This window comes from Thalassoroseus pseudoceratinae (assembly GCF_011634775.1).
GTDB lineage: Bacteria > Planctomycetota > Planctomycetia > Planctomycetales > Planctomycetaceae > Thalassoroseus > Thalassoroseus pseudoceratinae.
Genome location: NZ_JAALXT010000002.1, coordinates 1,193,361 through 1,217,740 on the forward strand (window position 1 = coordinate 1,193,361; position 24,380 = coordinate 1,217,740).

At 55.6% G+C, this 24,380-nt stretch carries 22 protein-coding genes; 4 read left to right on the forward strand and 18 right to left on the reverse strand.

The window, feature by feature from the left end:
- Positions 1 to 155 precede the first annotated feature (155 nt).
- From G6R38_RS10145 to G6R38_RS10195, 11 genes are all read right to left on the reverse strand, one after another.
- Complete coding sequence (locus G6R38_RS10145) at positions 156 to 1,307, reverse strand: Gfo/Idh/MocA family protein (RefSeq protein ID WP_166823810.1); 1,152 nt, start codon at positions 1,305 to 1,307, stop codon at positions 156 to 158.
- A 30-nt stretch (positions 1,308 to 1,337) separates the two neighbouring features.
- A complete protein-coding gene (locus G6R38_RS10150) occupies positions 1,338 to 2,072 on the reverse strand; it encodes an SDR family oxidoreductase (RefSeq protein WP_166823814.1) in 735 nt (244 codons plus the stop codon).
- A 73-nt stretch (positions 2,073 to 2,145) separates the two neighbouring features.
- Positions 2,146 to 3,018, reverse strand: coding sequence for a hypothetical protein (locus G6R38_RS10155; RefSeq protein WP_166823818.1), 873 nt, complete (start codon positions 3,016 to 3,018; stop codon positions 2,146 to 2,148).
- Positions 3,018 to 3,881 carry a hypothetical protein gene (locus G6R38_RS10160; RefSeq protein WP_166823821.1) on the reverse strand — a complete coding sequence of 288 codons (864 nt, stop codon included), beginning with the start codon at positions 3,879 to 3,881 and terminating at the stop codon, positions 3,018 to 3,020. The genes G6R38_RS10155 and G6R38_RS10160 overlap by 1 nt, the downstream gene beginning before the upstream one ends.
- 53 nt (positions 3,882 to 3,934) lie before the next feature.
- Positions 3,935 to 5,773: a hypothetical protein gene (locus G6R38_RS10165; protein WP_166823824.1), complete on the reverse strand. Its 1,839-nt coding sequence runs from the start codon at positions 5,771 to 5,773 to the stop codon at positions 3,935 to 3,937.
- A 50-nt stretch (positions 5,774 to 5,823) separates the two neighbouring features.
- Positions 5,824 to 7,050 (reverse strand): DUF6754 domain-containing protein, encoded by a 1,227-nt coding sequence (locus G6R38_RS10170; protein ID WP_166823827.1) that lies wholly within the window; start codon positions 7,048 to 7,050, stop codon positions 5,824 to 5,826.
- Positions 7,047 to 8,174 (reverse strand): hypothetical protein, encoded by a 1,128-nt coding sequence (locus G6R38_RS10175; RefSeq protein WP_166823830.1) that lies wholly within the window; start codon positions 8,172 to 8,174, stop codon positions 7,047 to 7,049. The genes G6R38_RS10170 and G6R38_RS10175 overlap by 4 nt, the downstream gene beginning before the upstream one ends.
- 23 nt (positions 8,175 to 8,197) lie before the next feature.
- A complete protein-coding gene (locus G6R38_RS10180; RefSeq protein WP_166823833.1) occupies positions 8,198 to 10,000 on the reverse strand; it encodes a glutamate mutase L in 1,803 nt (600 codons plus the stop codon).
- Between the two features lie 49 nt (positions 10,001 to 10,049).
- On the reverse strand, positions 10,050 to 10,433 hold the full coding sequence (locus G6R38_RS10185) for a VOC family protein (RefSeq protein WP_166823836.1): 384 nt from the start codon (positions 10,431 to 10,433) through the stop codon (positions 10,050 to 10,052).
- Complete coding sequence (locus G6R38_RS10190; RefSeq protein ID WP_166823839.1) at positions 10,426 to 10,794, reverse strand: hypothetical protein; 369 nt, start codon at positions 10,792 to 10,794, stop codon at positions 10,426 to 10,428. Before G6R38_RS10190 ends, G6R38_RS10185 begins: the two co-directional genes overlap by 8 nt.
- Positions 10,791 to 11,288 (reverse strand): hypothetical protein, encoded by a 498-nt coding sequence (locus G6R38_RS10195; protein ID WP_206028530.1) that lies wholly within the window; start codon positions 11,286 to 11,288, stop codon positions 10,791 to 10,793. Before G6R38_RS10195 ends, G6R38_RS10190 begins: the two co-directional genes overlap by 4 nt.
- A 258-nt stretch (positions 11,289 to 11,546) precedes the next feature.
- On the opposite strand from G6R38_RS10195, the gene G6R38_RS10200 reads away from it, so the two are divergent.
- A complete protein-coding gene (locus tag G6R38_RS10200) occupies positions 11,547 to 12,227 on the forward strand; it encodes a zinc metallopeptidase (protein WP_166823845.1) in 681 nt (226 codons plus the stop codon).
- 38 nt (positions 12,228 to 12,265) lie between these two features.
- On the forward strand, positions 12,266 to 12,661 hold the full coding sequence (locus G6R38_RS10205; protein ID WP_166823848.1) for a hypothetical protein: 396 nt from the start codon (positions 12,266 to 12,268) through the stop codon (positions 12,659 to 12,661).
- Positions 12,662 to 12,682: 21 nt separating this feature from the next.
- Here the strand turns inward: G6R38_RS10205 and G6R38_RS10210 are convergent, their stop codons facing one another.
- Complete coding sequence (locus G6R38_RS10210) at positions 12,683 to 13,858, reverse strand: SGNH/GDSL hydrolase family protein (RefSeq protein WP_166823851.1); 1,176 nt, start codon at positions 13,856 to 13,858, stop codon at positions 12,683 to 12,685.
- A gap of 390 nt (positions 13,859 to 14,248) precedes the next feature.
- Here G6R38_RS10210 and G6R38_RS10215 point away from each other — a divergent pair, with 390 nt between their 5' ends.
- Both G6R38_RS10215 and G6R38_RS10220 read left to right on the forward strand, forming a co-directional pair.
- A complete protein-coding gene (locus tag G6R38_RS10215; RefSeq protein ID WP_166823855.1) occupies positions 14,249 to 15,868 on the forward strand; it encodes an MFS transporter in 1,620 nt (539 codons plus the stop codon).
- An 86-nt stretch (positions 15,869 to 15,954) separates the two neighbouring features.
- Positions 15,955 to 17,016: a sensor histidine kinase gene (locus G6R38_RS10220; protein WP_166823860.1), complete on the forward strand. Its 1,062-nt coding sequence runs from the start codon at positions 15,955 to 15,957 to the stop codon at positions 17,014 to 17,016.
- A 5-nt stretch (positions 17,017 to 17,021) separates the two neighbouring features.
- On the opposite strand, the gene G6R38_RS10225 is transcribed toward G6R38_RS10220, so the two are convergent.
- The 6 genes from G6R38_RS10225 to G6R38_RS10250 form a co-directional block, all read right to left on the reverse strand.
- Positions 17,022 to 18,014 carry an ABC transporter substrate-binding protein gene (locus tag G6R38_RS10225; RefSeq protein WP_166823863.1) on the reverse strand — a complete coding sequence of 331 codons (993 nt, stop codon included), beginning with the start codon at positions 18,012 to 18,014 and terminating at the stop codon, positions 17,022 to 17,024.
- Positions 18,015 to 18,070: 56 nt separating this feature from the next.
- The gene (locus tag G6R38_RS10230; protein ID WP_166823866.1) at positions 18,071 to 19,390 is read right to left on the reverse strand and encodes a nucleotide sugar dehydrogenase; all 1,320 of its coding nucleotides are present in this window, start codon (positions 19,388 to 19,390) and stop codon (positions 18,071 to 18,073) included.
- Between the two features lie 76 nt (positions 19,391 to 19,466).
- Positions 19,467 to 20,669: a hypothetical protein gene (locus G6R38_RS10235; RefSeq protein ID WP_166823869.1), complete on the reverse strand. Its 1,203-nt coding sequence runs from the start codon at positions 20,667 to 20,669 to the stop codon at positions 19,467 to 19,469.
- A 71-nt stretch (positions 20,670 to 20,740) separates the two neighbouring features.
- On the reverse strand, positions 20,741 to 22,459 hold the full coding sequence (locus tag G6R38_RS10240; RefSeq protein ID WP_166823872.1) for a hypothetical protein: 1,719 nt from the start codon (positions 22,457 to 22,459) through the stop codon (positions 20,741 to 20,743).
- Between the two features lie 52 nt (positions 22,460 to 22,511).
- Entirely contained in the window at positions 22,512 to 23,588 is a 1,077-nt protein-coding gene (locus G6R38_RS10245) for a glycosyltransferase family 2 protein (protein ID WP_166823875.1), read from the reverse strand.
- Positions 23,503 to 24,309 (reverse strand): class I SAM-dependent methyltransferase, encoded by an 807-nt coding sequence (locus G6R38_RS10250; RefSeq protein WP_166823878.1) that lies wholly within the window; start codon positions 24,307 to 24,309, stop codon positions 23,503 to 23,505. The genes G6R38_RS10245 and G6R38_RS10250 overlap by 86 nt, the downstream gene beginning before the upstream one ends.
- Positions 24,310 to 24,380: the final 71 nt, after the last annotated feature.

A 24,380-nucleotide genomic window follows, 5' to 3' on the forward strand; every position in this document is an offset into this window, starting at 1 on the left:
GGATCGAAAAAGATCTCGAAAACCGGCTCGCAATCCCAATTTTAGCTCAACTTGAGCGAAAGTTAGGCTCTTTTTCGCCGAATTACCGGAAAAAGCGTTTTCATCGGTACAGTCGGCTGAGACGGATTCTCAGCACGAAATTAAGGCAAGAATGCCTAAAGAAGCGAAATCCATTGGCCGACCGCGGCAGATTGATACCCACGCAAAATAGCTTGAAGAGCGTGAAAACCGACTTTTGCACACACGTCGCTTGGTCGATTCTCGTCGAGACAGTCTAGAAAATAGGCCGCATCACTTTGAATCGCGGTTTCGATCGGTTGCCATCCGGCTTTCGGAAGAATTCCATTTTCCGATTGCGTGCTGGACCAAAATCCCATCGGGTCTTCCGGATGCGGTGTGGGCGGTGGTGTCCAGGCGTCGGCGTTCCAGACTTCCAATCGGGGACGGAAGGCGTCTAACGTTACAGTCCGGCGACTACCGACGAGGTGAATTTGATGCACACCGTAGTTCGGGTGACTTGTCCATCCCGTTCGCCCGACGAACAACGATGCCTGCAATCCCCCGTCGAGCGTGAGCATCATCGATGCGAAGTCTTCAACATTGTGACGCTGATGGGACTCGAAAAAGTAGTTCCCGGTTGTCGCGAAGAGGTTTTGAAATCGTTGTCCGGTCAGCCATTGAAACAACACCAGCGGGTATAGTCCGACGCAGAACAGTTCCCGTTTTGCATCGATGAAGGTGAATCGGTCGGTGTGTTCCGATTCGGTGCGGGGGATCGAAAGGTCCGCGGAACCGGCGTGACCTTTGGCGAAACACAGTTCACAATCAATGGCAAGCAGTTCACCGATTTCGCCGGATTCCAGCGTCTGTTTTGCTCGCTGTGCGACCGGCGACCGCACGAGGCTAAACATCTGGCTGGTCACACCAGCTTGTTCAATGGCAGCTACCATCCGGGAACCATCTTCGAGGCTGGTCCCAATGGGCTTGTCGATGTAAACGTGTTTGCCAGCCTGCGCGGCCTGCTCGACCAGTCTCATCCGACGTTCCGGCTCCGGACACAAGCAGACGATTTGCACATCGTCTCGGTGAAAGGCCGCGTCAATATCCTCGAAGTAGGGAATTTCCAACTCCGACGCCAACCGCAAGTTGAGCGACTTTCGCCGTAGTGGAATGTCGGCTTCGTCCGTCAAACCGATCAACCGACACCGCGAATCCGCTGCGAACGCCCGTGCATAATTCTCCTGATGCGTATGCGAACCCGCGACGAGCAACATGCCATATTGAGTCGGGGAATTCGTAGCGGTCATCGGAATCTGGGTCTTTCTGCGGTGGAAAACTTAGCCACGACCGAGGTAGAGTTGATCTGTCGGCAAGACGATAGCTTCGAGGAAATTTACATCCGGTGGAAGAGTGAGCATTGCGAGAGCGGCGGAGGCGATGGTTTCCATTTCCATCATGGGTTCGTCGTCGGAGTCTTCACCAGTGTCGATTCGGCGTTCCACTCGGACATTGCCGGGATGCAAACAACTGCATTTGATGCCGAACGGTCGTCCGTCGATTGCGGTTGCTTGGGTCAAACCCCAAACGCCGAACTTCGCCGACGCGTATGGCGTACTGTTCTCGCGGGGACGCTGGGCGGAAATCGAACCGATGTTCAAAATCTGTCCACCGCCCTGTTCTTTCATGACCGCAAACGCGGCCCGACTACACAGGAAACTTCCGGTAAGACAGGCACCGATCACGTTGTTCCACGCCTCGAGCGAAACTTCATCGATCCGCCCGCCATCAAACGCACCGGCATTATTGACGAGAATATCGACGCGACCAAATTCCGCAACGGCTTGATCAAACAACTGGGACACAGCGGTTTCGTCAGTGACATCTGTGGGGATGCCAAGGACAGGAAAACCAGCCGCTTGGAGTTCGCTTGTGGTGGCGTTGAGTTTGTCTTCATTGCGTGCGCACAGAACGAGTTTCGCACCGGCTTCGCACAAGGCTCTGGCGATTGCCTTGCCGATGCCCTGATTGCCACCGGTGATGAGAGCCACTTGTCCATCGAGTGTTTTCGTCATAATTCCGATTGACTATCTAATGGTGTGTCACAGAATCGTGGCACGCTTTTGACTCTTTGATCTGAATATTGACTTACCAGCCGACACGGTGGTTCAGTGGGTCGATTAGCCAGAGCCAATCGTCGAATAGGAATTCGAACCGGATTGCGAGCAACGCGATTCGCCCCATGACGGTGAACCCGAAGGCGGCTCCAAAGGTAATCATCAACACCCAAATCCCGACCCGAGCGACTTTTCCAACCACGCCTTTGTGCTCGATCGAGAAGAAGAAGTAGACCAAACACGAGAGCACACTCAGCAGCATGACGACGTTGGCAATCGTTGGTCCCCATTGAATTTCCTCTCCAATGACCACCAGCGGGACGATGCTGATGCGAACTTGGTTGAGGAAATCGGCTTGAATGAAACCGATCAACCGCAAACCGGCAGTGGCACCAATGATGAGAGCTAACGGCCAGCGGGCGATCCAATTCCCTTTCGGCGAAAGCCGCATCAAAAGCATGATGCCGAGAATCAATGGGACAATGTAAAGCCAATCTTCGGATTGGCGGACCGGCGAGATTCCCGGCATCGCCCATGATTGAATCCAGCCGGGAAACAATTTACCCAGCAAGTTCGGCACGATGGTGGTCCAGAATCCCACGACCATCCAGTAGGCGGCGGAAACACCAACGACAATCGCCTCGGCGAATTTATAGAACGGGTTGTCGCCATACAGAAACGAAAAAATGCACAGGGTCATCATGGCGGCAACCCAGATGCCGACCGTCCGCGACGGACTGAATTCAGCAATTCCGGCAGCGGCATCGGAAGCGTCCGCGGTGACCCATTCCTCACCGGATCGCTGTGCGAAACCATAACCCATGCCACCGTTGGCGAGTCGCACAACGATGTACAACCCGGCGCATCCCAATAAGATTGTGGAAATCAAAGCGTTGCGAGTCATCAGTCGAGATCTCCTCGCCGAGTGCGTTGAAAATAGACGTAATTCCCGGCGACGATGAGTGCGATCATCAGCACATGGGCAATCAATTGCGGTCCCATGCGACGTTGAGCCTCAGTGTATTTCGAGTCCGGATCGTCGCCGATGTACTTCTCGACAACGAGTTTCTCGTATTCCGCTGCCCCTTTGATCGCCGCTAGCAATCCCATCAATTGATCGGGGTAGTACGGGTACATCAGAGGCGATTGCACACCCGTGCAACCAGAGACGATGCGGATGTCATCCGGGTAAGGTGTGGCGGCGTATTGCACCCACTCCTTCGTACCGGGATAGCCCGCACTCACGTTGCACACGAGGTCGAAGTCCTGCACGTTTTGAATGCCTCGGCACATCGGAATTTCATCAATATTCGTGCCGCGGTCGTCGGTGGTGTAGAGTTGCCGAAGGTCGGTGACAATCACTTTGATCACACCTTCGTAACCGGGTTTGAAACCAAGGTTCACGTAGTCTTCGCCATAGATGAGTTGGGGAAAATCGGGTTTGATGACCGTTTCGATGGATTGATCAATCATCTGAGGGCCGACTGGCCAAAGCGTGAGAAAGTACATTTTGACTTTTTTCTCACAACAATGCCGCACGAACGCGGTCGCCATTGGGCCGAGTTCGCCTTCGCTGGCCGGGTCGAAGTCCATCGCGAGCAGCACCTTGTCGCCTGGTTCGAGTTTTTCGATTTCTTCAAACACGGCCAATGCCAACCCGGTGGGTTTTTCCGGAAACTGCAATTGCAGCAGAATCGGAATGCCGACGGCTAATGCCATCAGCAAAAACACCATCCGACGATCGAGTTTTTTCAGCAGTTGATACACGGTTGATTCCGTATTCCGTTTCGCTTGCGGTGAATCACATTCCAAAGCAAAAGTTAATCATCCGACGAGCCAAGGTAGGACCGGTCGATCCCCAGTAGCACTTTCAAAGATGTCGAGACCACGCCCAAGGCAATACCGATCATGATCGCTCGCATCCCCGCGGTGTTGAAGACTTGGCCGATGAATACGCTCATGTTTTCAATGCGGAACGGGGAGGTCTCCGGCAACCATTGTGTGAGCCAGACACCGGCGTAGGTCCGACCAAGCAAAATGATGAAGGCGGTCCCCAAAAGCAATGCCGCCTCGACGTTCTTCGCGCGGAACGCTCGGAACGCAGCCGACGCAATGTAGAACGCTAAAAGCGCGAACATCGTCGCCGTCAGTGGTTTGAACAGATATTCGTAAATCCACCAAAATGGACTGCCAGCGGCGGTGTAGTCACCCGACCATGGATACTTGGTTTGGTGGGCGGCAAAGAACACATTCGCAATTGCGTTCGTCCAAATTGTTTCGCGGCGGGCGTCTTCGGTGAGCAGTTGTTTTTGCTCTGGTGTGAGTTCGCCTTCGGTCGCGAGAGCTTGAAACAACTTCACATTGCGTTGCCCAACCGTTGGTGCAGACTTCCAGAAAGACCGAATGGCCGCCTTCTGAGCATCCGTCAATTCGCCTCGATCCGCCATCGCCTCGATCAGCTCATCGACATTCTGGGAATCGGATGCAGCAAACTCTTCAATGGCGTCGATTTGGGCGACGTTCAATTCCACGTCGTCCGGTTTCTCCTTCTTCGGGTTGACCGCGAGCGCATCGCTGGATTGCATTTCGTCCAAGAGTTCGCAGGCCGTTTTTTCAGGGGCTTTTCCGATTCCCGCTTGATTGATTGCCGCTGTGAATTGTTCGACGGTCCAAGCGGTATCAAGAGTTTTCTCGAACGCTACCTGTTGTTCTTCCGTAAGTTCCCCACCGGCGGCTTCGATTTCTGCTACGAATTCCTCCCGGGCGGCGGCATCGAGTGGCTTGATTCGCGGAAACTGATCGGCAAGTGTGTCGCGTTGTCCAGGCGACATCGGGCCGGTCCACGCAAGTTCCCGTGTTTCCGTGTTGTAGTCGGCGACGGTGGTCATCGAATCCGGCAGTGTGAACGAGCCCAAGACGTCCGGCAGCGTGTTCTCGGTGGTTGTTCGCGTTTGCTCGTACAACTTGGCGACGGCGTCTTGCCATTCGGGCTCTGAACTCAGGTCGAGCAATGTCTCGCGGTCTTCGCCCGTCATCACCCCTTGAAAGGACAATGCTTCGTGATCTTTTCGAAATCGAATCTTTCCACGGAGCGACTCTGGCGGTTGAGCTTTCTCGGCGAGTTGCTCGATCCGACATCGCCAAGCGAGACTGGAATCGTAATCCCGCAGGTCTTGTGCTTGGTTGCGTTGCATCCAACCGGTGAATTCGATTTTCCCATCTGTTTCCCGAAGTTGTCCGTGAACTGACGGTGGCAACTCGTTGTACTCGTCGTCGGTGTGAACCGGGATTTCACCTTCCACTGTGAAGACTTGCGATTCAGGAAACGCGGTGAGCGAGAGGTCCGCGAAGACTTCGCCATAAAACTCTTGATTGGTGGACGGCGGTGCTCCGAACTTGGCGAGTCCAAGCACGAGCGTAATGAGAAACGCAACGAGCGTGACAACCGCGTATCCCCAGCCGGCATTGCGATTGCTGATCTTCTTGAGATTGTGCATCAACAAGTTGCCGCCACCGAGGACGAACGCAATCGCAGCAAGAATATCGAACCAAACCGCCGCCGTCTCGCCCCAACTCACCGTCGCGGGAATGAACGACGCAACGATCAGCACGAAGCCAGTCGTGGCGGTAATCAGTAGTGGAACCGTGTTTTTCAGCATGAATTCGTCGTCAGTTCAACAGGTAGGAGGTTGATGATCTTGCTCACGAATCATTTCAAGATAACATCCCGCAGATGCTCGACGGCGTCGGAAAATATTTCCGATCCCGTGACCTGATACAGCGTCGCGAGCACACTCCCGACGATCAATGTGAGCCCGGTGAGCACTTTGCCAAAGTCTTGCCCCTTGAGACTGCCCAACTGATCCGGGTCGCCGGAGAGATAGGCCGACGCCGCGAAGAATTCTTCCCCGATCAGTGTGTAATCGCAAGCGGCGACGAAGAACGGCAACTGAGCCGGCATCGCGGTTCCGGCGACTTGGATGGCACCGATACTGTTGCCCATCTCGGCCAGAATCAGAGACTCCGCATAAAACACGCCGAAGTAGAAACACGCGGCCGGTTCCTCGCGGACCATATGACCGGAGAGGAACGCAGCGTAACCAAATTGCTCATCGGTTACGTAGTAAATCACATCGGGATTGAAACCCTCGGGACGACCGGCCGCAAGATACGCGGATTCCACGGTTTCGCGAGCGGCCGTCATGACGAGCGAACGACTGGTCGGCACTTCAACTTGGACGTCGTATTCGGCGGAGGTTTTGGCTACATGCGAGAGCACCGTCAGTCCGGCGATCGTTTGGATGTCGTTGATATCTTGCACGCCGGGCACGAATAGGCACGTCTTCCCCATCTCGCAGGCCCGCCCGACGGCTTCGTCAACGGCTTCCAAACCGGCGATGCGACGGACCCTTAAAGGACGCCCCGACCGGGCCCACGCAATAAATCCGACCACGGCTCCACAAATGACGAATGTGATGAAGGCCAACCATCGGCGATCGGCGAGGAAAAACTCTCGGGTCGGAATGGTTGGATCGTCTTCAGCCGTGTACACGAATTCGGAGCGTGTTCCGTCTTTACCAACCGCTTGCACACGGAACCAATAGGGTTCTCCCCGGCGATTCTTTCCAATGACGATCGAGGCTTTTCCGGCTTCGAAATCATCTTCCAGGGGGATCACGCCGCCGACGTCTTCGTAGAGCCCACCCCACTCGGCGGTTCGCTGAATCGTATACAAAGCGACTGGGGAGGCGGCAGATTCGTCTTCCGTGAATTTGTCGTCAGGAGAAAGCCCAAACGTCACCACGATGCTCGAACCGTCATCGCCGCCGTAGTCCTCGGCTTGCACGTCGGTCGGCGGTGCAGGCGCTGCCCATGCGTGGGTGGCCCACAGCGACGCGATTCCGAAGGCCAATAGTTTCGCAACCAAATGGTTCATAGTTCGATCAATTCCACATTCGCTCGGGGGACGCGGACTTGTTCGCCGTCGTTGAGTTTGACATCCAGAACACGGGCCTTCGATCCCGATCCAAGGATCGCCGGTTCCGCTGGCAAATCGGCCACTTCACCGAGTCGCCCAAAATAGGGATCGCGAATAATTCGGACCGGCCGACCGACTTCGAGTTGACCGCCGAAGTGTCTTGGTTCTTGCACTTGAGACAATTCACCCGCGGCTAAGGGAATCAGAATTTCCGGCCGCATCACACCGGCTCGGATTTGTGTGGCTCCGTTCACCGCAGCGGACTGCCCGACGTGCGTGCGGAGCAGGTCGAAGGTTCGCTCAGCCATTGCGATATCACCAAAGCCCTCGGTGATGATGACGGTCGTGCCGACGTGTTCCGATCCGGTGACCGCGACACCAAGATCGTATCCCAAGATATCTTTAAGATCGGAGTCGTCCATCCCTCCAGAGATGATCGCGGCGGCACCAATCTCGATCGCTTTCCGGACGGCATCGCCCGTCATGCGGGCTCCACCAATGATGATTTTGTCTTTCAAGTTGTCGGTCACACGATCGGCGGTCAGTTCGTCGTGCGGCGTCTCGCAGACACTCTCCAGCACCCCATAAGCTTCGCCGCCGATTCCAAAGATGCCCTGGACATAGCAGATGTCCGCTTCGATGACGCAACCTTCGTTCGGCAAAACTTCGACGACTTCACCCGTGAGATACGCCAAAACCTGAATCGGTCGCGGTTGGCCCCGAAGAATCACCTGCCCCGTCACACCGGAAATCGATTCGACAACCCCAGCCGTCTTCGCTTGGTACTCACTCTTGAAGAATCCAAAGATGCCCTCGGATCGTGCAATCGTTTGACCGACTTCGACCGAATCCCCTTCTTTCACCAACAAAGACTTCGGCACATCGCCTGGCGAAATCGCCAGTACGTTCGCCAAGTTCACCGGGAAAATATCGCCCGGCATGTCGGTCTGGGCGGCGACATCTCTCGCCTGGACCTTGTCGCCTTTTTTGACCATCACATCACCCGACAGCGGTAGAATCCGCCGCACCTGGTGGCGAATCCGCGGGGTGACTTTCAATCCGGGAGTGTAGGCTTGAGACATTGGTTTGATTCAGTCGTTTGAATTCAGTCGTATAGTCGTAGGGCTTGGATCCACTTCGTTACGGTTTCTCGGGGTTGATCGGGCAGTGCGAGCGGGCGGCCACGGGCGTCGAGGATGAGACCGACTTCTCCGCCACGGACGTCCGCTTCGTATTCCTTCCCCGGTCCCGCACCGACATCGAACCCACGAGCCGGTTGAATCCGAATATGGGCAGTTTCGTCGGGAGCTAACGGAAACATGCGGAGTTCACCGAACGCCATTTCGCCGTGTTCGTTCAAATTCGGGGCTTGCAGATCATAGCTGAAACAGCGTTTGCCAACCTTGCCCTGCCCCTTCGGTGCGACGCACGTTCCGAGATAAATCAAGCAGTCTTTCTCGAAGACTTCCAGAGCCGCTTGAGCGTGCACTTGCGCTAGCACGCCGAGATGGGGCATCATGAAGATGCTGTCTTTGGCGAGTCTTGTGACTCCTTCGGGTTCAAACGCATCGATCAGCATGGCCGCCGTCTGGTGCATTCGCGGTGCGTGCGACAACACCCCACCGGAAGCAACGAGCAGATTGAGTTTCATGTTGTCGACAATGGTTTCTCCACCGCCGGATTGCGTGAAGGTATCGCCGACGGTCCGCTGTTGCTGCACACCTTGCAGAGTGGTGGCGAATTCCTTGTGCTGGAGATACGCCAACCGCAATGCTTCTCGTGAGACCGCTTGCTCGAAGACCAACGCTTCGAGTGTCTGCGGGATCGTGGTCGGGCGGATCATCTTGTTCTTCACACGGTTTCGCAACTCGCGTTCGTCCATGTCGAGATGCACCCACCGCAGGACGGAATCCAGGGTGGCTTCGGCGACGACATTCGAGATGGAGTAACTCATCCCGAGATTCGCTGACACCGTTCGGTTGAATGTGGGTTTGCCATCAGGACCGGGAAACACACTGAACACGTCAGTTGTCGCTCCGCCGATGTCCACCGCCACCGCGTTCACGCCTTGTCGTTCGGCGATCGTGCGGAGAATATCGCCGACGGCTCCCGGCGTGGGCATGATCGGCGCGTCGGTCCAGCCGATGAGTTTGTTGTAACCCGGAGCGTGGGCCATCACGTGTTCCAGGAACAGATCGTGAATGGCATCGCGGGCGGGTGCGAGATTCTCGCGTTCCAACACCGGGCGGATGTTCGGCACGGTTTTCAGTTCGACATTGTCGTCAAAGACGTCCTCCACCAGCGGAGCGGCTTCCGCGTTGCCGGCGTAGATTAGCGGCATGCGGTATTGGCTCCCAAACCGTGGTTGCGGTCGGGCGGGAGCGATGAGTTCGGCGATCTCGACAACTTTCCGTGAATTCCCACCATCGGTTCCGCCGGAGAGCAGGATCATGTCCGGACGGAGTTCGCGGATGCGTTGGATTTGCTCGTGTGGCAACCGTTTGTCGTTGGCGGCAATCATATCCATCACGATCGCCCCAGCTCCGAGTGCGGCTCGTTTCGCACTGGCCCCGGTCATCTGCCGCACCAAGCCAGCGACCATCATTTGCAGTCCGCCACCGGCGCTCGACGTGGAGATGTAAACATCACAGCCGACATCCCCGTTGGCGGGCCGGATGATTTGTCCGTCGTCATCGACCAATTTTCGACCCGCGAGTTCCCCGACTTCCGTGACCGCGTTGATCACGCCCGCCGTCACGTCGGCCACCGGTTCTTCCACCGTCGTCGGGGCTTCGCCACGATACGTTTGCCGATACTGACCGTCGATCTTTTCGATCAAAATCGCTTTGGTCGTCGTGCTGCCACAGTCGGTGGCGAGAATGACTTGGATATCGTCGGGGTTGGGCATGGGGATTGTGAGTCGTCAGTGGACCGTTATGGGTTATCAGTTGACAGCGTTAATCATCGAACTTCTGGTTGATTTCGATTGGCAATCCGTCTGGATCGGAAATCTCCAATACCGTTTCTTCGTCATAGAATTCAATGGGAACACCTGCATTGACGCAACGTTCGTGCAAGGCTTGCAGGTCATCCGTTTCGAGCCAAAGAAGGAATGTCGACTGTTCCGGGTAGAACCCGGCTGGCATCGGGCGACTTGCGTTTGGCATGATACTGATGGTGATGTCGCCAAGTTGATACCACCGGCATACGCCTGGTTCCTCACCACCTCGAACGAGTCGGAATCCGAGAACGTCGATGTAGAATTCTTCCGAACGCCAGCGGTCGGTGCACGATAGGCACACGCACAAGCCTCGACATTCCACCGTTCGTGGTTTAGCCATCGGACTCACCCCCTGCGTTGGAATTCACCGCCGCGTCATGTTTTTCTTCCGCGTCTTCGAGTTGCTGGATCAGGAATTCGATCGAGCCCCGGTGTTCCAGCATTTCCGCCAGGTGCGTTGACGTTTTCGAGTTCGTCACTGTCGTGATCATCGGATTGAAGAAGTGCAACGCCTGGGAACTGAGGAAATTCAGCGGGCGGGACATTTCTAGTGTGACCAAGGCCGGCGCCACCAGCCGTCGCCGGATGACTTCTTGCACTAACTTGTCGACAAGTTCTCGTTGCTCGGGTGTTGGTTCGAAGTCCTCGGCTTTTTCCACCGCGAATGCGTGACGGAGCCAATCGGGAATGCGGGGTTTCATGCGACTCCCTCCCGGTTGGGCTTGGAGGAAGTAGGTGTCGCCGCTGGTTTCCACGACGCCGCGTGTTGACGGTGCTCAACGACGATCTCCGACGCATGGCGACCAATTCGCTCGACTACTTCCCCGCAATTGCCAGCGAAGGTGAGCGTCAATTCCCGCGTTTGCAAGTAACGGCGTGACGGACGTCGCAAGCGGACCAGCCCGCCTTGTTCGTCGACGGTCACGCTCAGAATCTCGGGCCAAGCAACGGACGAGTCCGCGAGGCCCATCCGAATCTGGATGCCCTCCGCGTTGATGAGGTACACCGTCGGCCACCAGAATTGTTGTAACGTCCAGAGGAAGACGACGGCGGCGAATCCGCCCCACATCCAATGACTGCCCCACAACGCAATGCAGTATGAGCAAACGATCAGCGAACCGAGGACGAGGACCGCAAGCCACGGGTGCTTTCGGGCGGGGTGAACAGTCCAAGTGTATGTGGTATCAGCCGTCAACGAAACAATCCCTGCCGGGTGACGGAAATCGAGTGCGTTAAGAACATACCAAGCTGGTACGCAAATTGCGACTTTGTCGGCCAAACGGAAATTTTTTGCTCGCTATGACCAAGACCGAAAAAACGGGAATTTGTGATCCGAGCGAGCAATCCCAACGTTTGCCTATGTCTGAGGCGAAATTCTTCCCACAGAATTGGCACCGAAAACGTAAGTTGATAAGACGTAGTAAACGACTATTTGGAATTTAGGAATCACCCCATGTTCTTTGATCCACTCTATTTCCTCTTCATTGCACCAGCAATGCTTTTGATGCTCTGGGCGCAATACCGGATCAAATCGACGTATCACTCGGCGATGCAGGTCGATGCGCGACTGACGGGAGCGGCAGCAGCGCGGTACATTTTGGATCAAGCTGGTTTGCATAACGTCACTGTTGAGCAAACTCCCGGGCATCTTTCCGACCATTACGATCCGCGTGGCAAAGTCTTGCGGCTAAGCCCGGAAGTGTTCAACAGCCGATCCGCTGCGGCCGTCGGAATTGCTGCCCACGAAGCCGGGCATGCGTTGCAAGATGCCAAACGCTACGCGCCTTTGGTCGTGCGGAACATCGCCGTTCCGGCAGCACAGTTTGGGCCAATGGCGTTCTTCGGGTTGGTGATTCTTGGGTTTCTGTTGCAGCAGCCAGCGTTAATTTACCTTGGGATCGCTGCGTACGGCGGTTTGGTTTTCTTCCAGCTCGTGAATTTGCCGGTCGAATTCGACGCCAGCAATCGAGCCAAGAAGATCCTCACCGATTATCAAATCGTCGACCAACAGGGAGCGGTTGCGGTCCGGAAGGTGCTGAACGCGGCCGGTTGGACGTACGTTGCAGCCACATTGCAAAGCGTCCTTACGCTGATCTACTACATCTTCCGATTGACCGGCGGATCGAACGACTGATGCAATGACCCATTGCGATTTCCACTTGGAGTAGCAACGTGGCGTACATTGAATCCGGTCAAGAACGCATTGATCCGGCAAGCGACGACGACCTCGACCGCCTTTTCGAGGAATCCCGGATTTTTTGGGTCTCGGTCCATCGGGATCGAGACCATGCGATTCAAGCAACCGTGACGGGCGGCTCTGCGATGTTGCTGTTTCTCGACCACAAGAATGCCACCGCCAAGTCTCCTGTCGAGAAGATCGATCGTGAAACCGCGATCGCCATCTTAAAGGTCTATCTTCACGATGGAACGCTGGACCCCGACTTTGCTTGGCAGAATGTCAAGTTGCCAACAGTACCGGACAAAGGCGGCTGCCGAGGTGGAGCCGCGATGATCGTTGCGTTCGTGCTGTTGACGGTGGCGGTTCTCGGAAGCGTGACCCAGCTCTGATAACGGCTTATACAACGCAATCTACTGAATCTGCGTTGAACACAACGGACTCGCTTCGTCGTAGATGCCAAAGCGTTTGAAGATCAATCGGGCCATTTCTCGATGACCGGCCCGACTTGGTGACAGTCCGTCACTGGCTCTCCATTCGGGTTTGCCTTGCGTCTCCGGAGCGATGTCTTTCCAGTGACGCCAATGGTCGATGCAGGGAATACTCAATTTCTGAGCGACTTCCCGGATGCCCCGCACATAAGATCGAATCGACGCGTATTCGGGATGTGCCGAGAAGTCGAACCGGTGCGGAGTTTGGAGCACGACTGCGGATCCACGCTGGCGGATTTGGCCAATGAGATCGGTTAGCGATGCGCGAAATTGATCGAGATGTTCCCGACCGCGTCGGCAATCGCCAATGCCGAGCATCAAAGTAACAACTTCCGGACGGAATCGAAACACGCGGTATTGCAGGTTGGAAAGTAGTTCGTCGACGGTGCCGTCCGTGGTGCTCGTGCTGATGACCACATCCTGCGAGCGACCAAGCTCCCGACGAATCCGCTCCCCAAATTGCTCGGAAAAGTCTTGCCAACCGCCCGGAACGTTCCCATCGTTTAATCGATCGCCCGTGAAAACCCACGTGGCCGGTTGCGGATCGTCCACAAGCCGTTTCAGCGTCCGAAACGTGGGCACATACCAGGATGGAAACCGCGGTCGGTCGTCGTCTGTCGATTCGACCGGAAAAACCGACTCTCCGCCCTCGTTGCTGGAATCGTGCCAACGCAGAATTTGGGACTGCTCACCCGAACGTTTCGCTTGTTCTTCGAGCAGGTCGAAAATCTGGGAGTTGTCATCCGATGGCGAATGGTGCAGGCTTTCGTCTTCATCCAAGACGTTTTCGCTCACCAAGCCCGATCGCAATTGCTCGTTCCGGAGTTCCGCCGACTCGAAGGTTTCGTCAAACTCGCTGATATTGACGAAGTCTTCCTCCGCCAATGTTTCGAGTTGGTCGTCGTCGAACTCTCGGGAATCGTGTCCGGCCCAGAATTGGTCGAGGGCGGCTTCATCTGCGATCGAATCGTCTTCGTCTTCGAGTTCCAATTCCGGATGCGGAACGACACCGAAGTCGGGAATCAGCAACAAACGTCGGCGAGTCCGGGAACTGCGAGCCAACGGATATGAGGACGCCGAGTACGAACGCCAAGGCATAAGCCACTCCTTCTTTCATTCAGGCAGGCCGAGTTTCAGCTCTCCAACATTCGGGCCGAAACGGCAAGGCGGGGGAAACGCCTTGGGAGGTTACGTTCATTTTACCCGACGCGATGGGGGGAAGCGAAACAAATCCCGAGACGCCTGAAGTATCTTATTGGATCATTTCGATCACCCACAAATTGTAGCGATTTTTCAGCAAGCCAGGGGGAAATCTTTCCAATCAGGCGTTTTCGCCAAGCCAGAATGGTTTTCTGTGGAGTCGAATCATGGAAAGCGCTTGAGATTCGGTGTACGATGCTCGCCAACCTGCCGGGGTCGTGGGACATTCGTCGCACGGTCAATCCGGTCTTCACTCATCCTGATCGACGCTCTGAGGAGAATTTCACCATGTCTGACGCCGGAAGCGCAGCGGCCTCACCAACCCCATCGGTGACCGCGAACGAACCCGATTATACCCTGTTCTGGGCGTGTTTTATCGCTTTGATCGCGACTGCCTTCGGATTTATCATCCGAGCCCTGATCATGGATGACTTGGCCGCCGAGTTTAATCTCACGGAGACGCAGAAAGGGGAGATCTTCGGTGTCGGATTGTGGCCGTTCGCGATCAGCATTGTGCTCTTCAGCTTAATTATTGACCGAATCGGTTATGGCAAAGCGATGGTGTTTGCCTTCGTCTGTCACGTGGCGTCGGCGATCATTGCGATCATGACGCCGTCACTGGCCGCGGGAGATAGCCAAAAAGCCTACTGGATTCTGTACCTGAGCAACTTCGTCGTTGCGTTGGGGAACGGTACCGTTGAGGCCGTTGTAAACCCCGTGGTGGCTACGATGTTTGCCCGTGAAAAAACCAAATGGCTCAACATCTTGCACGCCGGTTGGCCCGGTGGTCTCGTTTTGGGTGGGCTTCTGACGCTGTTGCTGACGAACCTCGGTGTCTCTGATTGGCAGTACAAAATCGGTTTGATTTTCATCCCGGTTCTGGTCTACGGGGTGATGATGATCCCGTGTAAATTCCCTGTGAGCGAACGGGTTGCCGCTGGCGTTTCCTACCGGGATATGCTTCGAGAATTCGGTATGGGGGGGGCACTGATTGTGTCCTTCTTGATGGTCTCGGAAATCGGTCGGGTGTTCGGTTTTTCAACCATGGTGAATTGGTTGATTATTGCCGCATTGACCATTGGATTTGGCGTGTGGATTGGTTTTGCGATCGGCCGACCGTTGTTCCTCTTCTTGCTCGTGATCATGGTGCCATTGGCGACCACCGAACTGGGAACCGATAGCTGGATCGCTGGTTTGATGGAACCGTTGATGGAACGCGACTTCGGCATTTCCGGTGGTTGGGTGTTGGTTTACACGTCGCTGATCATGATGATCCTGCGATTCTTCGCCGGACCGATTGTTCATCGAATCTCCCCATTGGGGCTTCTGGCTGCAAGTTCTGTGATCGCAGCTGGTGGTTTGGTCTTCCTTTCGCAAGCGGCCGGTGTGACGATTTTGATCGCTGCAACTCTCTACGGGATCGGCAAAACGTTCTTCTGGCCGACGATGCTCGGTGTGGTCGCCGAACAATTCCCGAAAGGGGGAGCTTTAACACTCAATGCAACCGGTGCGGTCGGGATGCTTGGGGTCGGTGTGGTTGGGGCCGTTTTCTTGGGGTATATCCAAGACACAACAGTGGAAAGCCGAGTCAAGGTCGAAGCCACCGAAATTCACGCCGACGTGACCGAAACCAAGAAATGGGTCTTTGGGGAATTGCAAGCCGTCAACCCAGACGCGGTCAAAGAACTTCCCAAGGAAGACAAGGAACAGATCAACGAGATCTCGAACGAAGCCAAACAACAAGCACTCGCGACAGTTGCGATCTTCCCGATTATCATGCTCGTGGCTTATCTGATCCTGATTGGTTACTTCAAAAGCCGTGGTGGATATCAGGCCGAAGTTCTCACCGGGCATGCGGCTAACGATGAGGAATTCACGGGCGGTGTCGAAGGACCGGCGGATATGTAGCCGTTGGAACCAATGAGGTTTGACTAGTCGATTTGTCTCGAGGGTGGGTTCTGGGCCGCCCTCGAGTATTTTTGCAAGAGGGTCGCTTGAGTTCCACGTCACCGATACCCACGGATCAACAAGGACAGGAGACTCGCAGTCGCGTCACCTGGATGACGATGGTCGTCTTAACGGCGATCGTGTTTCTGCTCGACTTGGTCTTTCCTTTAGGGGTAGCCGCCGGTGTCCCGTATATTACTGTCGTCTTCTTGGCCTTGTGGATGCCCGACCGTAGCAGTGTGGTCGTCGCGGCGATCGTGACCACGCTCTGCACGGTGATCGGCTTTGCTATTCCTTGGCCTGCGGGAACGGCGGAATTCTGGCTCGGGCTGGAAAACCGAGTCATTGCCCTGTTGGCTCAGTGGACCATCGTGATTTTCGGTCTTCAGTTAGCGCGAAGAACCGCGGAACTCCAAGTTGCAAACCAACGAGCGTTTCGCATTGAACGTCTCGCGGCGATCGGCGAGACGCTCGCCGTGCTATCACATGAGAGCCGGAACGAATTGAATTCGATCCAAATGGGAATGGAACTGCTCCGCCTGCAAACGGCTGACGTTCCCGACGTGGAAAGTTCGCTCGATTCGATCCAGAAAAGTGCGAACCGATTGCAAGTTTTGTTCGATGACGTTCGCTCGTTCGCCGCTCCCGTGGCCTTGCAAGTTGCGAAGTCTGATATCGCTGCGATCTGGCAGCGAGCATGGGAATCGATTCAGAAGAGTCACCGTGATCGGGAGATTTCCCTTGTGGAACGCTCCGAGTCCCCGATTGAATGTTCGATTGACGCCTTCCGCATCGAACAGGTGTTTCGCAACCTTTTTGAGAACGCCATTGCGGCTGGCAGCGATCCGGTGCAGTTGACGGTGACCACGACCTACAGCAAATTCGAAGGGCAGCGTGCGGTCATCGTTTCCGTGCAGGATAATGGTCCGGGACTTCCTGAGGAACTTCGAGCGAAAGTCTTCGAACCGTTCTTCACGACGAAATCCAAAGGGACCGGACTTGGGCTTTCGATCTGCCAACGCATCGTAGAAGCCCACGGTGGCATCATGACTCTGGAACCATCCGAGCAGGGAGCGAAATTCATGATCACGCTCCCCGTCGGTCTCTGAATCGTTTACTTCGCTTCGAACTGATCGGGGTCGAGTAGTTTCTGATACTTTTCCTCGTTCATGTTCTCCGGAGTGACGAGGTAGACTCCCGTGTCGATCCGTTTCTCGACTTCTTCGCCTTCCAGCTTAGCGACCATTGTTTTAACGGCAAGGTAGCCCATGTTGACCGGGTCCTGCAGGATGACACCGTCCACCGAGCCGTCCTTCAATCCCTCGACGATTCGCGGATCCGAGTCGAATGCGATGAATTTGACATCGCCAGCCATTTGCAGGTTTTCCAGGGCCTGTAGCATCCCCTTGTTGTTCGGTTCGCACACGGTGAACACGCCAGTGACATTGTCCTTGTGATTTCGCAAGAGTTGCTCGGCAATCTTCAAGGCTTCCTCCGCTGAAGAGTTCACTCGTTGACTTTCCGAAAGAACTTTGACGCCATCAGCCGCTTCGATCTCCTCAAGAAAGCCTTCCTCACGTTGCTCCGTGCTTTCGCTCCCGGCTTGATACCGCAGCAGGATCACGCCGCCCTTGCCATCCATCAGCTCGATCATCTTTTCGCCAGCGAGATGGCCGCCTTTGGAGTTGTCGGTGGCGACATAACTCACAACATTGGTGAGGTCGCGGAGTCCACTGTCGAAGACCACCACCGGAATATCCCGCTGTTTCGCTCGTTTCACGACCGGCACAAAGGCGTCCCGATCGATCGGGGCCAGCACGATCCCGTCAACTTTACGGCCGACGAACGTGTCAACAATCTTGATTTGCCCTTCTTTGTCGGTTTCGTCCGCTGTGCCCTGCCAACTGATTTCGACGTTCCCAAGTTCCTTGGCTGCTTTCTCCGCACCAAAGTGGACCGACTTCCAAAAGTCGTGACTCGTGCCTTTCGGAATGACGGCGATTCGGTATTTCTTGGCGCCGTCATTGGCGGTTCCGTCGGCATCCTGGTTTGACGAACAACCCCAGACGGAAAACATCAGCAAAATCAGGAGGTACCGCGAACGCATGGTGTTGTCTTTCGTTTGATAAATCGGTGTGGAAGATCGCCTTGAACGGACGTCGTCTAGGCTTTGCGAATCTTTTCCCGACCGTTGCTGACCGATTTGGTGGCATTGCGAGTGTCGAGAACAAGCGAAGCGTGACGAACGATGTGGTCATAATCGTACGCAGAATGATCGGTCGCAATCAACACGCAGTCCTGATCGGCTAAGAACTCTGGCGTGAGTTCTTGGCTGTGCATCTCGGGGACGTCGTAGTGTCGCATCCGTGGCAGCGTTGGGATGTGCGGATCGTTGTAGGTCAAATCGGCACCGCGTTCCCGAAGCAATTCCAACAACTCGAACGACGGACTTTCCCGGGGGTCATCCACGTCTTTCTTGTAAGCCATTCCCAGCAGGCAAATCTTACTGCCGCGAATCGGTTTTGCTTCATCGTTCAAGAACTCCGCCAAACGAAGCACAACGTACTCTGGCATGGTGCGATTGACTTCACCGGCTAGTTCGATGAATCGCGTGGACAGACCCTGCTTGCGTGCCAGCCAGGTGAGGTAAAACGGATCAATCGGAATACAGTGACCGCCTAACCCTGGTCCAGGATAAAACGCCTGAAATCCGAATGGCTTCGTCTTGGCGGCGTCGATCACTTCCCAAACGTCGAGCCCCATGCGATCGAACAGCACCTTCAACTCGTTGACCAACGCAATGTTGACCGCTCGGTAGGTGTTTTCGAGAATCTTGCACGCTTCCGCCGCCTCTGGGCTGGATACGGGGACCACTTCCACGATGGCATGTCGATACAATGCAGCGGCCAATTCCCCACTTTGCTCATCAATGCCGCCGACCACCTTTGGGATGTTCTTCGCACTGAATTGTGGATTACCGGGATCTTCGCGTTCCGGACTATATGCTAGGAAGAAATCTTCACCAGTCGTCAGACCACTTTCTTCCAGAATCGGCAGCAGGACATCGCGGGTAGTCGTGGGGTACGTGGTGCTTTCCAGTACGACCAATTGACCGGCACGAAGTGTTTTCGCGATGGCGTGGGCCGTTCCCTCCACGTACCGCAGATCCGGGTCACGAGCCTCATTGAGCGGTGTAGGCACGCAAATCAACAGGACGTCGGCTTCGTTCAACCGGGTCATGTCGGCAGTTGGATCGAGTTGCTTCTTCTTGATCCATTCGCCCACCGTTTCCGACGAAATGTGCTTGATGTAGCTTCGACCGGCCGAAAGCTGCTCGACTTTTGTCTGATCGACATCGTAACCGATGCAGCGAAAACTGGCCGATGTGAAAGCGTGAATCAGTGGCAGCCCGACATATCCCAAACCGATCACGCCCACACGAGCCGATCGATCTGCAATTTTCGCCGCGAGATCGTGTGACATCTTCATCCCTGCTGTTGATGCTCCCGAATTGACAACAGCGGGCGATGCTAACTCCGGTCCTATACGTCGGTCAAGATTATGGGCGATAGACTTCTGCTGGGAACTTGCCCCGCCAGAGTGACAAAGCGCGTCCGACGTGCGACAAAAACGGATAAAAACGGCTGAGTTGCGACGGCGTCAACTCTTCCACACCTTGCACCAACCATTGCCCTGCTCGTTCGATGACTTCGGTGGGCGGAAGACATTCTGCCGGGGCAAACGCCCACCATTCGAGTGCATGACCGGTCGCCAAGAGTCGATCCGCCTGCGGTCCCATCGGCGAAACCAGACCATCAGGTTGCGGGCCGTCGAACTCCTCACCTGGCCAACCGCCGTCCCAATATCCCTCAGGCGATTGGGTGGCGACGAGACGTCGCGTCACGTCTTGGAGATGAGCGATCACTTTCGCTCGCCCTTTCTCGCTGAGCATTCCGAATTCTTCGTCCGCCCGCAGCAGCAACGCCAACGCGTGCAAACGGTGGTTGCCGAAACACACACCCTGGGCGAGTCGTTGTCGCATCAATCGATCGGCTAATCGGTCCCACGTGATTTCCTGGCCTTCGGTCGTGCGGAAACTCTTCGCGTGCGGCAAATAGTGCAAGTACGCCAATGTCGACCACTCGTATTCGACCTGGTTCAAACTGAACTGATCCAACGACTGTGCCAATCCAGCCCGCAATGTGGTTTCACCGTTCGGGGTGATGACTGGGTAATCCAGCGGGGTTCCGACTTCCGCCAGTCCGGCTAACGTGTGATCAACGTGACTTGCTGAGGCTTTCCCCTGCATCGTCCGGAACTTCAGGCTTTCGCCGGTCGTGTCGGGCACAAGAAATGGTTTCTTGTCATTGCCCCATGCGGCGGCAAATCGTCGATGATCAAGCAGCAATTCCCGCATTTCGACTCCGGAGAGACTTCGCGGGTCGGAAAACACCGCTTCCACCCCCCAGAACCGCAACGCATGATCCACATGGTTGATCTGAGGATTTCGCCCTCGAAACCGAGGTTCCAACAATCGTAACACCCGTTGGAGTTGGTCGTCCGAGACAACGTCCGGTCGATCGTACAACGGCGTGATGCGGATCGGTTCGTTTCGTGGAACCGGCGGTAGGTTCGGCTTGGTCATCTCTTGATAACGCCAAGCCGCATACGCACCGACACCGATCAAGAATACCACCTGAATGGCTGCAAATAATACAGCATGACGCGCGACCGGAGTTCTTGTTGGCTCAGTTTGCGACATGTCTCAGCGACTTTCGATCAATGTGTCTTCAGGAAGTCTGTAAACAGCGGACGGTTCGGCGTGGGGCCGGTTCAGATTTCCGGTTTCTCAGCAACCGCCGGAGACGGAATCGCCGGGACGAAATCCGGTTCGGCCGTTTTCTCACCGCCGCGAACGGCGATCAGAGCGAGATCGTCTTCATAGGTGACTCTCCAGCCCGGCAGTCGGCGGACGGATCGTTCGAGATCTGTTTGCAATTCCTTGTGGACAATCAAGGTGTTGACGCGGTATCGGTCGAGCCGGCGTGACAGATCCGGTGTCGCGTTGGCGATGCGGAGATAGTCCTTCCAAACTTGGGGAGGAGCCACATGCACGGCATTCGTGGTCATCATCATTTGGATGCCCTCCGGACCATCCCACGCGAGCCAATCGCCCCACCACTGCGGACCGGCGACCAATCCGCTCGGTGGGTTCTCACGCAGGTAATCCGTGACCGCTAGAGGCGTGTCACTGTGATAAAGCGTGCTGTCCGCCCGCGCTTTGCCACCCAGAACGAACTTGCTGACCGGCGAAAACGCAAACGCCAACCACAAGACCAGAGCCGCGATCAGCGTGTAATGCGGAGATCGAGTGAAGAGCACGGCGGAATCGTCGCGAAGTTTCTGAACTGGTTTCGTCGCCGCAATTTGTTCCAGCACATCACGCAGATGCGGAGCCAACATCAACATCCAAACGGGACCATACCACGCGACCATTCGCACACGCATGATGACCGCTAGCGTGAAGACGCTGAATGCGACCACATCGGTTGCTCGCAAGGCTGCTCGGCTATGACGTAGCACCACAAGCGTGATGATCCACGAGGCCCCCACGGTGATGCCTTCCAGCGAGACCATCTCCAACGAGTACCATTCCATGATGTCTTTGAGATTCGGATTCTGCGGGAACAGCAACGTGTGAAGCAGAAGATCGAAACCGTAGGGATTGATACACGCAGCGACCACCGCGAGTTCGGTCAGAATTACCCAACGACGAAATGTACGATCCGCGAAGATCGCCCAAAGATTTCCGGTGGAAAGCAAGACTTCGATACCGCGTCCGACGGTGTAACAGCCGAGCAAAACGAGCCCAACGACGAACGACCCGTGCAGGTTCGCCCACAATGTCATCACAAGCGGAACGGCCAGCCACACAAACCACGGGGTTTGGCCGTTATCGGTTCGGCTCGTATCATCGGCATCGCGTTTCCGACGAGGGTCGGCGGCAATTAGGCAGGCGATCAGAATCGCAAAGCACAAGCCGCCAAACATCTCCGGACGAATCACGGCATGACGGCCCCAATTCACAGCCCACACCAGAAACGACGCCAAGCACGCCCAGCCAAATCGCCCGATTTGCATTCGGAATGCCAACGCGTAGACGGCATAGGTTAGCGTCGTGACCACTGCAAAAAGGGCGGAGTATCCTTCCGCACCACCGCCCCGCCCTGCCAATGCGAGCAGAATCTGTCCACCCCAGGCCGTCGCCGTGACTTCCACACCTTCGGCCAACGGCACGAACGGTTCAGATGTCGGAAGTTCCTGGTGATCGAGAATCCAATTGCCGTAGGCGATGTGTCCCCACACATCCGAATAGAACAATCGCATGTAGTTGTGATACATGAAGAACAACGAGCACGCGACGACCAACCCGACTTGCCAAGCTTGCAGTTGCCACTTTTCGGGCAGATGCACTTGCAACGGTTCGGGTTCGTCGGCGTCGGAAGCGTCGGTGTTTGGGGCCGTGGTATTTTGATCAATGACAGTGGTCATGATGAAGGTCTTACGAAGTTCAAAGGCATGTGCAAACGAAAGGAACAACCTGCTAGCGCCAATTGTTTCCATCTGGAAACGGTTGCCCGGCTTGCGTGTTTGCCGTGGGCGATGAAAACCGGAAGGGATCGAATGTGACAGCTTCCTCTGTTTCGCTGGAACCGGTAATTCGATCGATCAGAAATGTGGGTCGCCCGCGAACTTGGTCGTGGATTCGCACAACGTATTCCCCGAGAATCGCCACGCCGAAGGCGTTCAACGCACCGAAGAAAGAAGCGGTCATCAATCCCGAAGTCCAGCCTGGCGTTGCCGCTCCGCTGAACAGTTTGTGGTAGAGAGCAAACCCCGTCAGGCTGAAGCACACCGCACACGAAATGACGGCAATGAAGTAGAACAGCGAGAGAGGAGCGGTCGAGAACGAGAAAATCGCGGTCTTTGCCAGACGTACCAGACCCCAGAACGAGACTCGCGGGTTTTCGTCGTGTCGGTCCAATCGTTCGACCGGCACTCCCGTCTGACGTAAACCGACCCAACTGCGGAGGCCGGGGAAGTAACGATCTGTCTCACCGAGTTGCAAAAGCGACTGGACGACTCGTTTATCGATCAGCCCGAAGTTGCCTGCGTCGAGCGGAATCGGTGTTCGCGAAATGCGATTCAACATGCGATAGAACGAGCGGAACAGGAACCGTTTGACGGCGTTTTCTTTTCGTTGCACACGGACGGCGTAGACGACGTCGAACCCTTCCCGCCAGCGTTCCGCAAAGCGAGTGATTGCGGCGGGATCGTCTTGGAAATCGGAGTCCATCACAATGACCGCATCGCCGCTGGCAACACTCAGTCCCGCTTGTAAGGCAGCCTGCTGACCGAAGTTTCGAGCCAAATGAACGACCCGCACGCCCGGTGTTTCCTTGGCGATCTGATCGAGCAAATCTTCGCTGCCGTCGGAACTGCCATCGTTGACGTAGATGACCTCGAAGTCGCAGCCGGTCCGCTCCAGATTCTCTACAAGTGCCTCGGTCAGTCGGGGCAGAATCGACAACTCGTTATACACCGGCAGCACGACCGACAGCCGTGTTTGGTCGGGATTTGGACGCGACGGAAGAGATAGGCTGGCGTTCTCGATCGGCATGTTGCAGCACTCCGGCGATAGACAATCCGCATGGCATTCCGATCCGTAGAAGCAAGCTCCGTTCCAATCCGGCACAACGCAACAACAGAGAGTTCACCCACTTCGGCACCCGTGGGAACTCGGCGGCGTCTCGTTGGGGGCGAATTCGCTCTTTCAGTCGCATTCCCATCGCAGCAGGCAACGTGAATGAATTCCAGTGCTGACACCACGCAAGATCGAGTCCGGCTTGCTCCGCGTGTCGCCGAAGTGTTCGCTTCGTGTAACGGCGATGGTGGCCGAGGATTTCATCCCATTTGCCGAACAACATCGGATACGCCGGCACCGTGAGAATCACCACACCATCGGGTTTCAGGACACGAGCGGCGTGTTCCAGCACCGGGACCGGTTCGGCCATGTGTTCGAGAACATCCAACATCACCACGGCCGAGACGGAACCATCTTCAAGCGGCCAAGCGTCGTGGAGGTCTTGTCGCCGAACGTGTTCAAGTCCTCGCTGCTTGGCCATTTCGATGGAAGCGTCCAGCAGATCATAGCCATGGACATCGAATCCAAGTCGTTGAAATTCCAATAAGTTGCGTCCGGAACCGATTCCACCCTCAACGACGATGCCAGCCGTCGGGGCATGTTTCTTCAAGAGTTCAACTACCAGATCTCGTTTGGCAACATGCCACCAATACGTGTCTTCGAGGTGAGCCATTTCCTGAAGGTGGCGCTGATCCATGGTGACAGTTTCCAAATGGAATCACTTGGGTGGTTTCATCTGCTTTTTTAAGTGGATGTCAGTGGGCTGAC

Coding starts and splice junctions, on each gene's coding strand:
- G6R38_RS10240 (WP_166823872.1), bottom strand. CDS start 22,459: ATGACCACTGTCATTGATCAAAATACCACGGCCCCAAACACCGACGCT.
- G6R38_RS10170 (WP_166823827.1), bottom strand. CDS start 7,050: ATGAACCATTTGGTTGCGAAACTATTGGCCTTCGGAATCGCGTCGCTG.
- G6R38_RS10235 (WP_166823869.1), bottom strand. CDS start 20,669: ATGTCGCAAACTGAGCCAACAAGAACTCCGGTCGCGCGTCATGCTGTA.
- G6R38_RS10155 (WP_166823818.1), bottom strand. CDS start 3,018: ATGACTCGCAACGCTTTGATTTCCACAATCTTATTGGGATGCGCCGGG.
- G6R38_RS10210 (WP_166823851.1), bottom strand. CDS start 13,858: ATGCCTTGGCGTTCGTACTCGGCGTCCTCATATCCGTTGGCTCGCAGT.
- G6R38_RS10150 (WP_166823814.1), bottom strand. CDS start 2,072: ATGACGAAAACACTCGATGGACAAGTGGCTCTCATCACCGGTGGCAAT.
- G6R38_RS10230 (WP_166823866.1), bottom strand. CDS start 19,390: ATGTCACACGATCTCGCGGCGAAAATTGCAGATCGATCGGCTCGTGTG.
- G6R38_RS10185 (WP_166823836.1), bottom strand. CDS start 10,433: ATGGCTAAACCACGAACGGTGGAATGTCGAGGCTTGTGCGTGTGCCTA.
- G6R38_RS10225 (WP_166823863.1), bottom strand. CDS start 18,014: ATGCGTTCGCGGTACCTCCTGATTTTGCTGATGTTTTCCGTCTGGGGT.
- G6R38_RS10180 (WP_166823833.1), bottom strand. CDS start 10,000: ATGCCCAACCCCGACGATATCCAAGTCATTCTCGCCACCGACTGTGGC.
- G6R38_RS10200 (WP_166823845.1), top strand. CDS start 11,547: ATGTTCTTTGATCCACTCTATTTCCTCTTCATTGCACCAGCAATGCTT.
- G6R38_RS10250 (WP_166823878.1), bottom strand. CDS start 24,309: ATGGATCAGCGCCACCTTCAGGAAATGGCTCACCTCGAAGACACGTAT.
- G6R38_RS10190 (WP_166823839.1), bottom strand. CDS start 10,794: ATGAAACCCCGCATTCCCGATTGGCTCCGTCACGCATTCGCGGTGGAA.
- G6R38_RS10175 (WP_166823830.1), bottom strand. CDS start 8,174: ATGTCTCAAGCCTACACTCCCGGATTGAAAGTCACCCCGCGGATTCGC.
- G6R38_RS10245 (WP_166823875.1), bottom strand. CDS start 23,588: ATGCCGATCGAGAACGCCAGCCTATCTCTTCCGTCGCGTCCAAATCCC.
- G6R38_RS10215 (WP_166823855.1), top strand. CDS start 14,249: ATGTCTGACGCCGGAAGCGCAGCGGCCTCACCAACCCCATCGGTGACC.
- G6R38_RS10165 (WP_166823824.1), bottom strand. CDS start 5,773: ATGCTGAAAAACACGGTTCCACTACTGATTACCGCCACGACTGGCTTC.
- G6R38_RS10145 (WP_166823810.1), bottom strand. CDS start 1,307: ATGACCGCTACGAATTCCCCGACTCAATATGGCATGTTGCTCGTCGCG.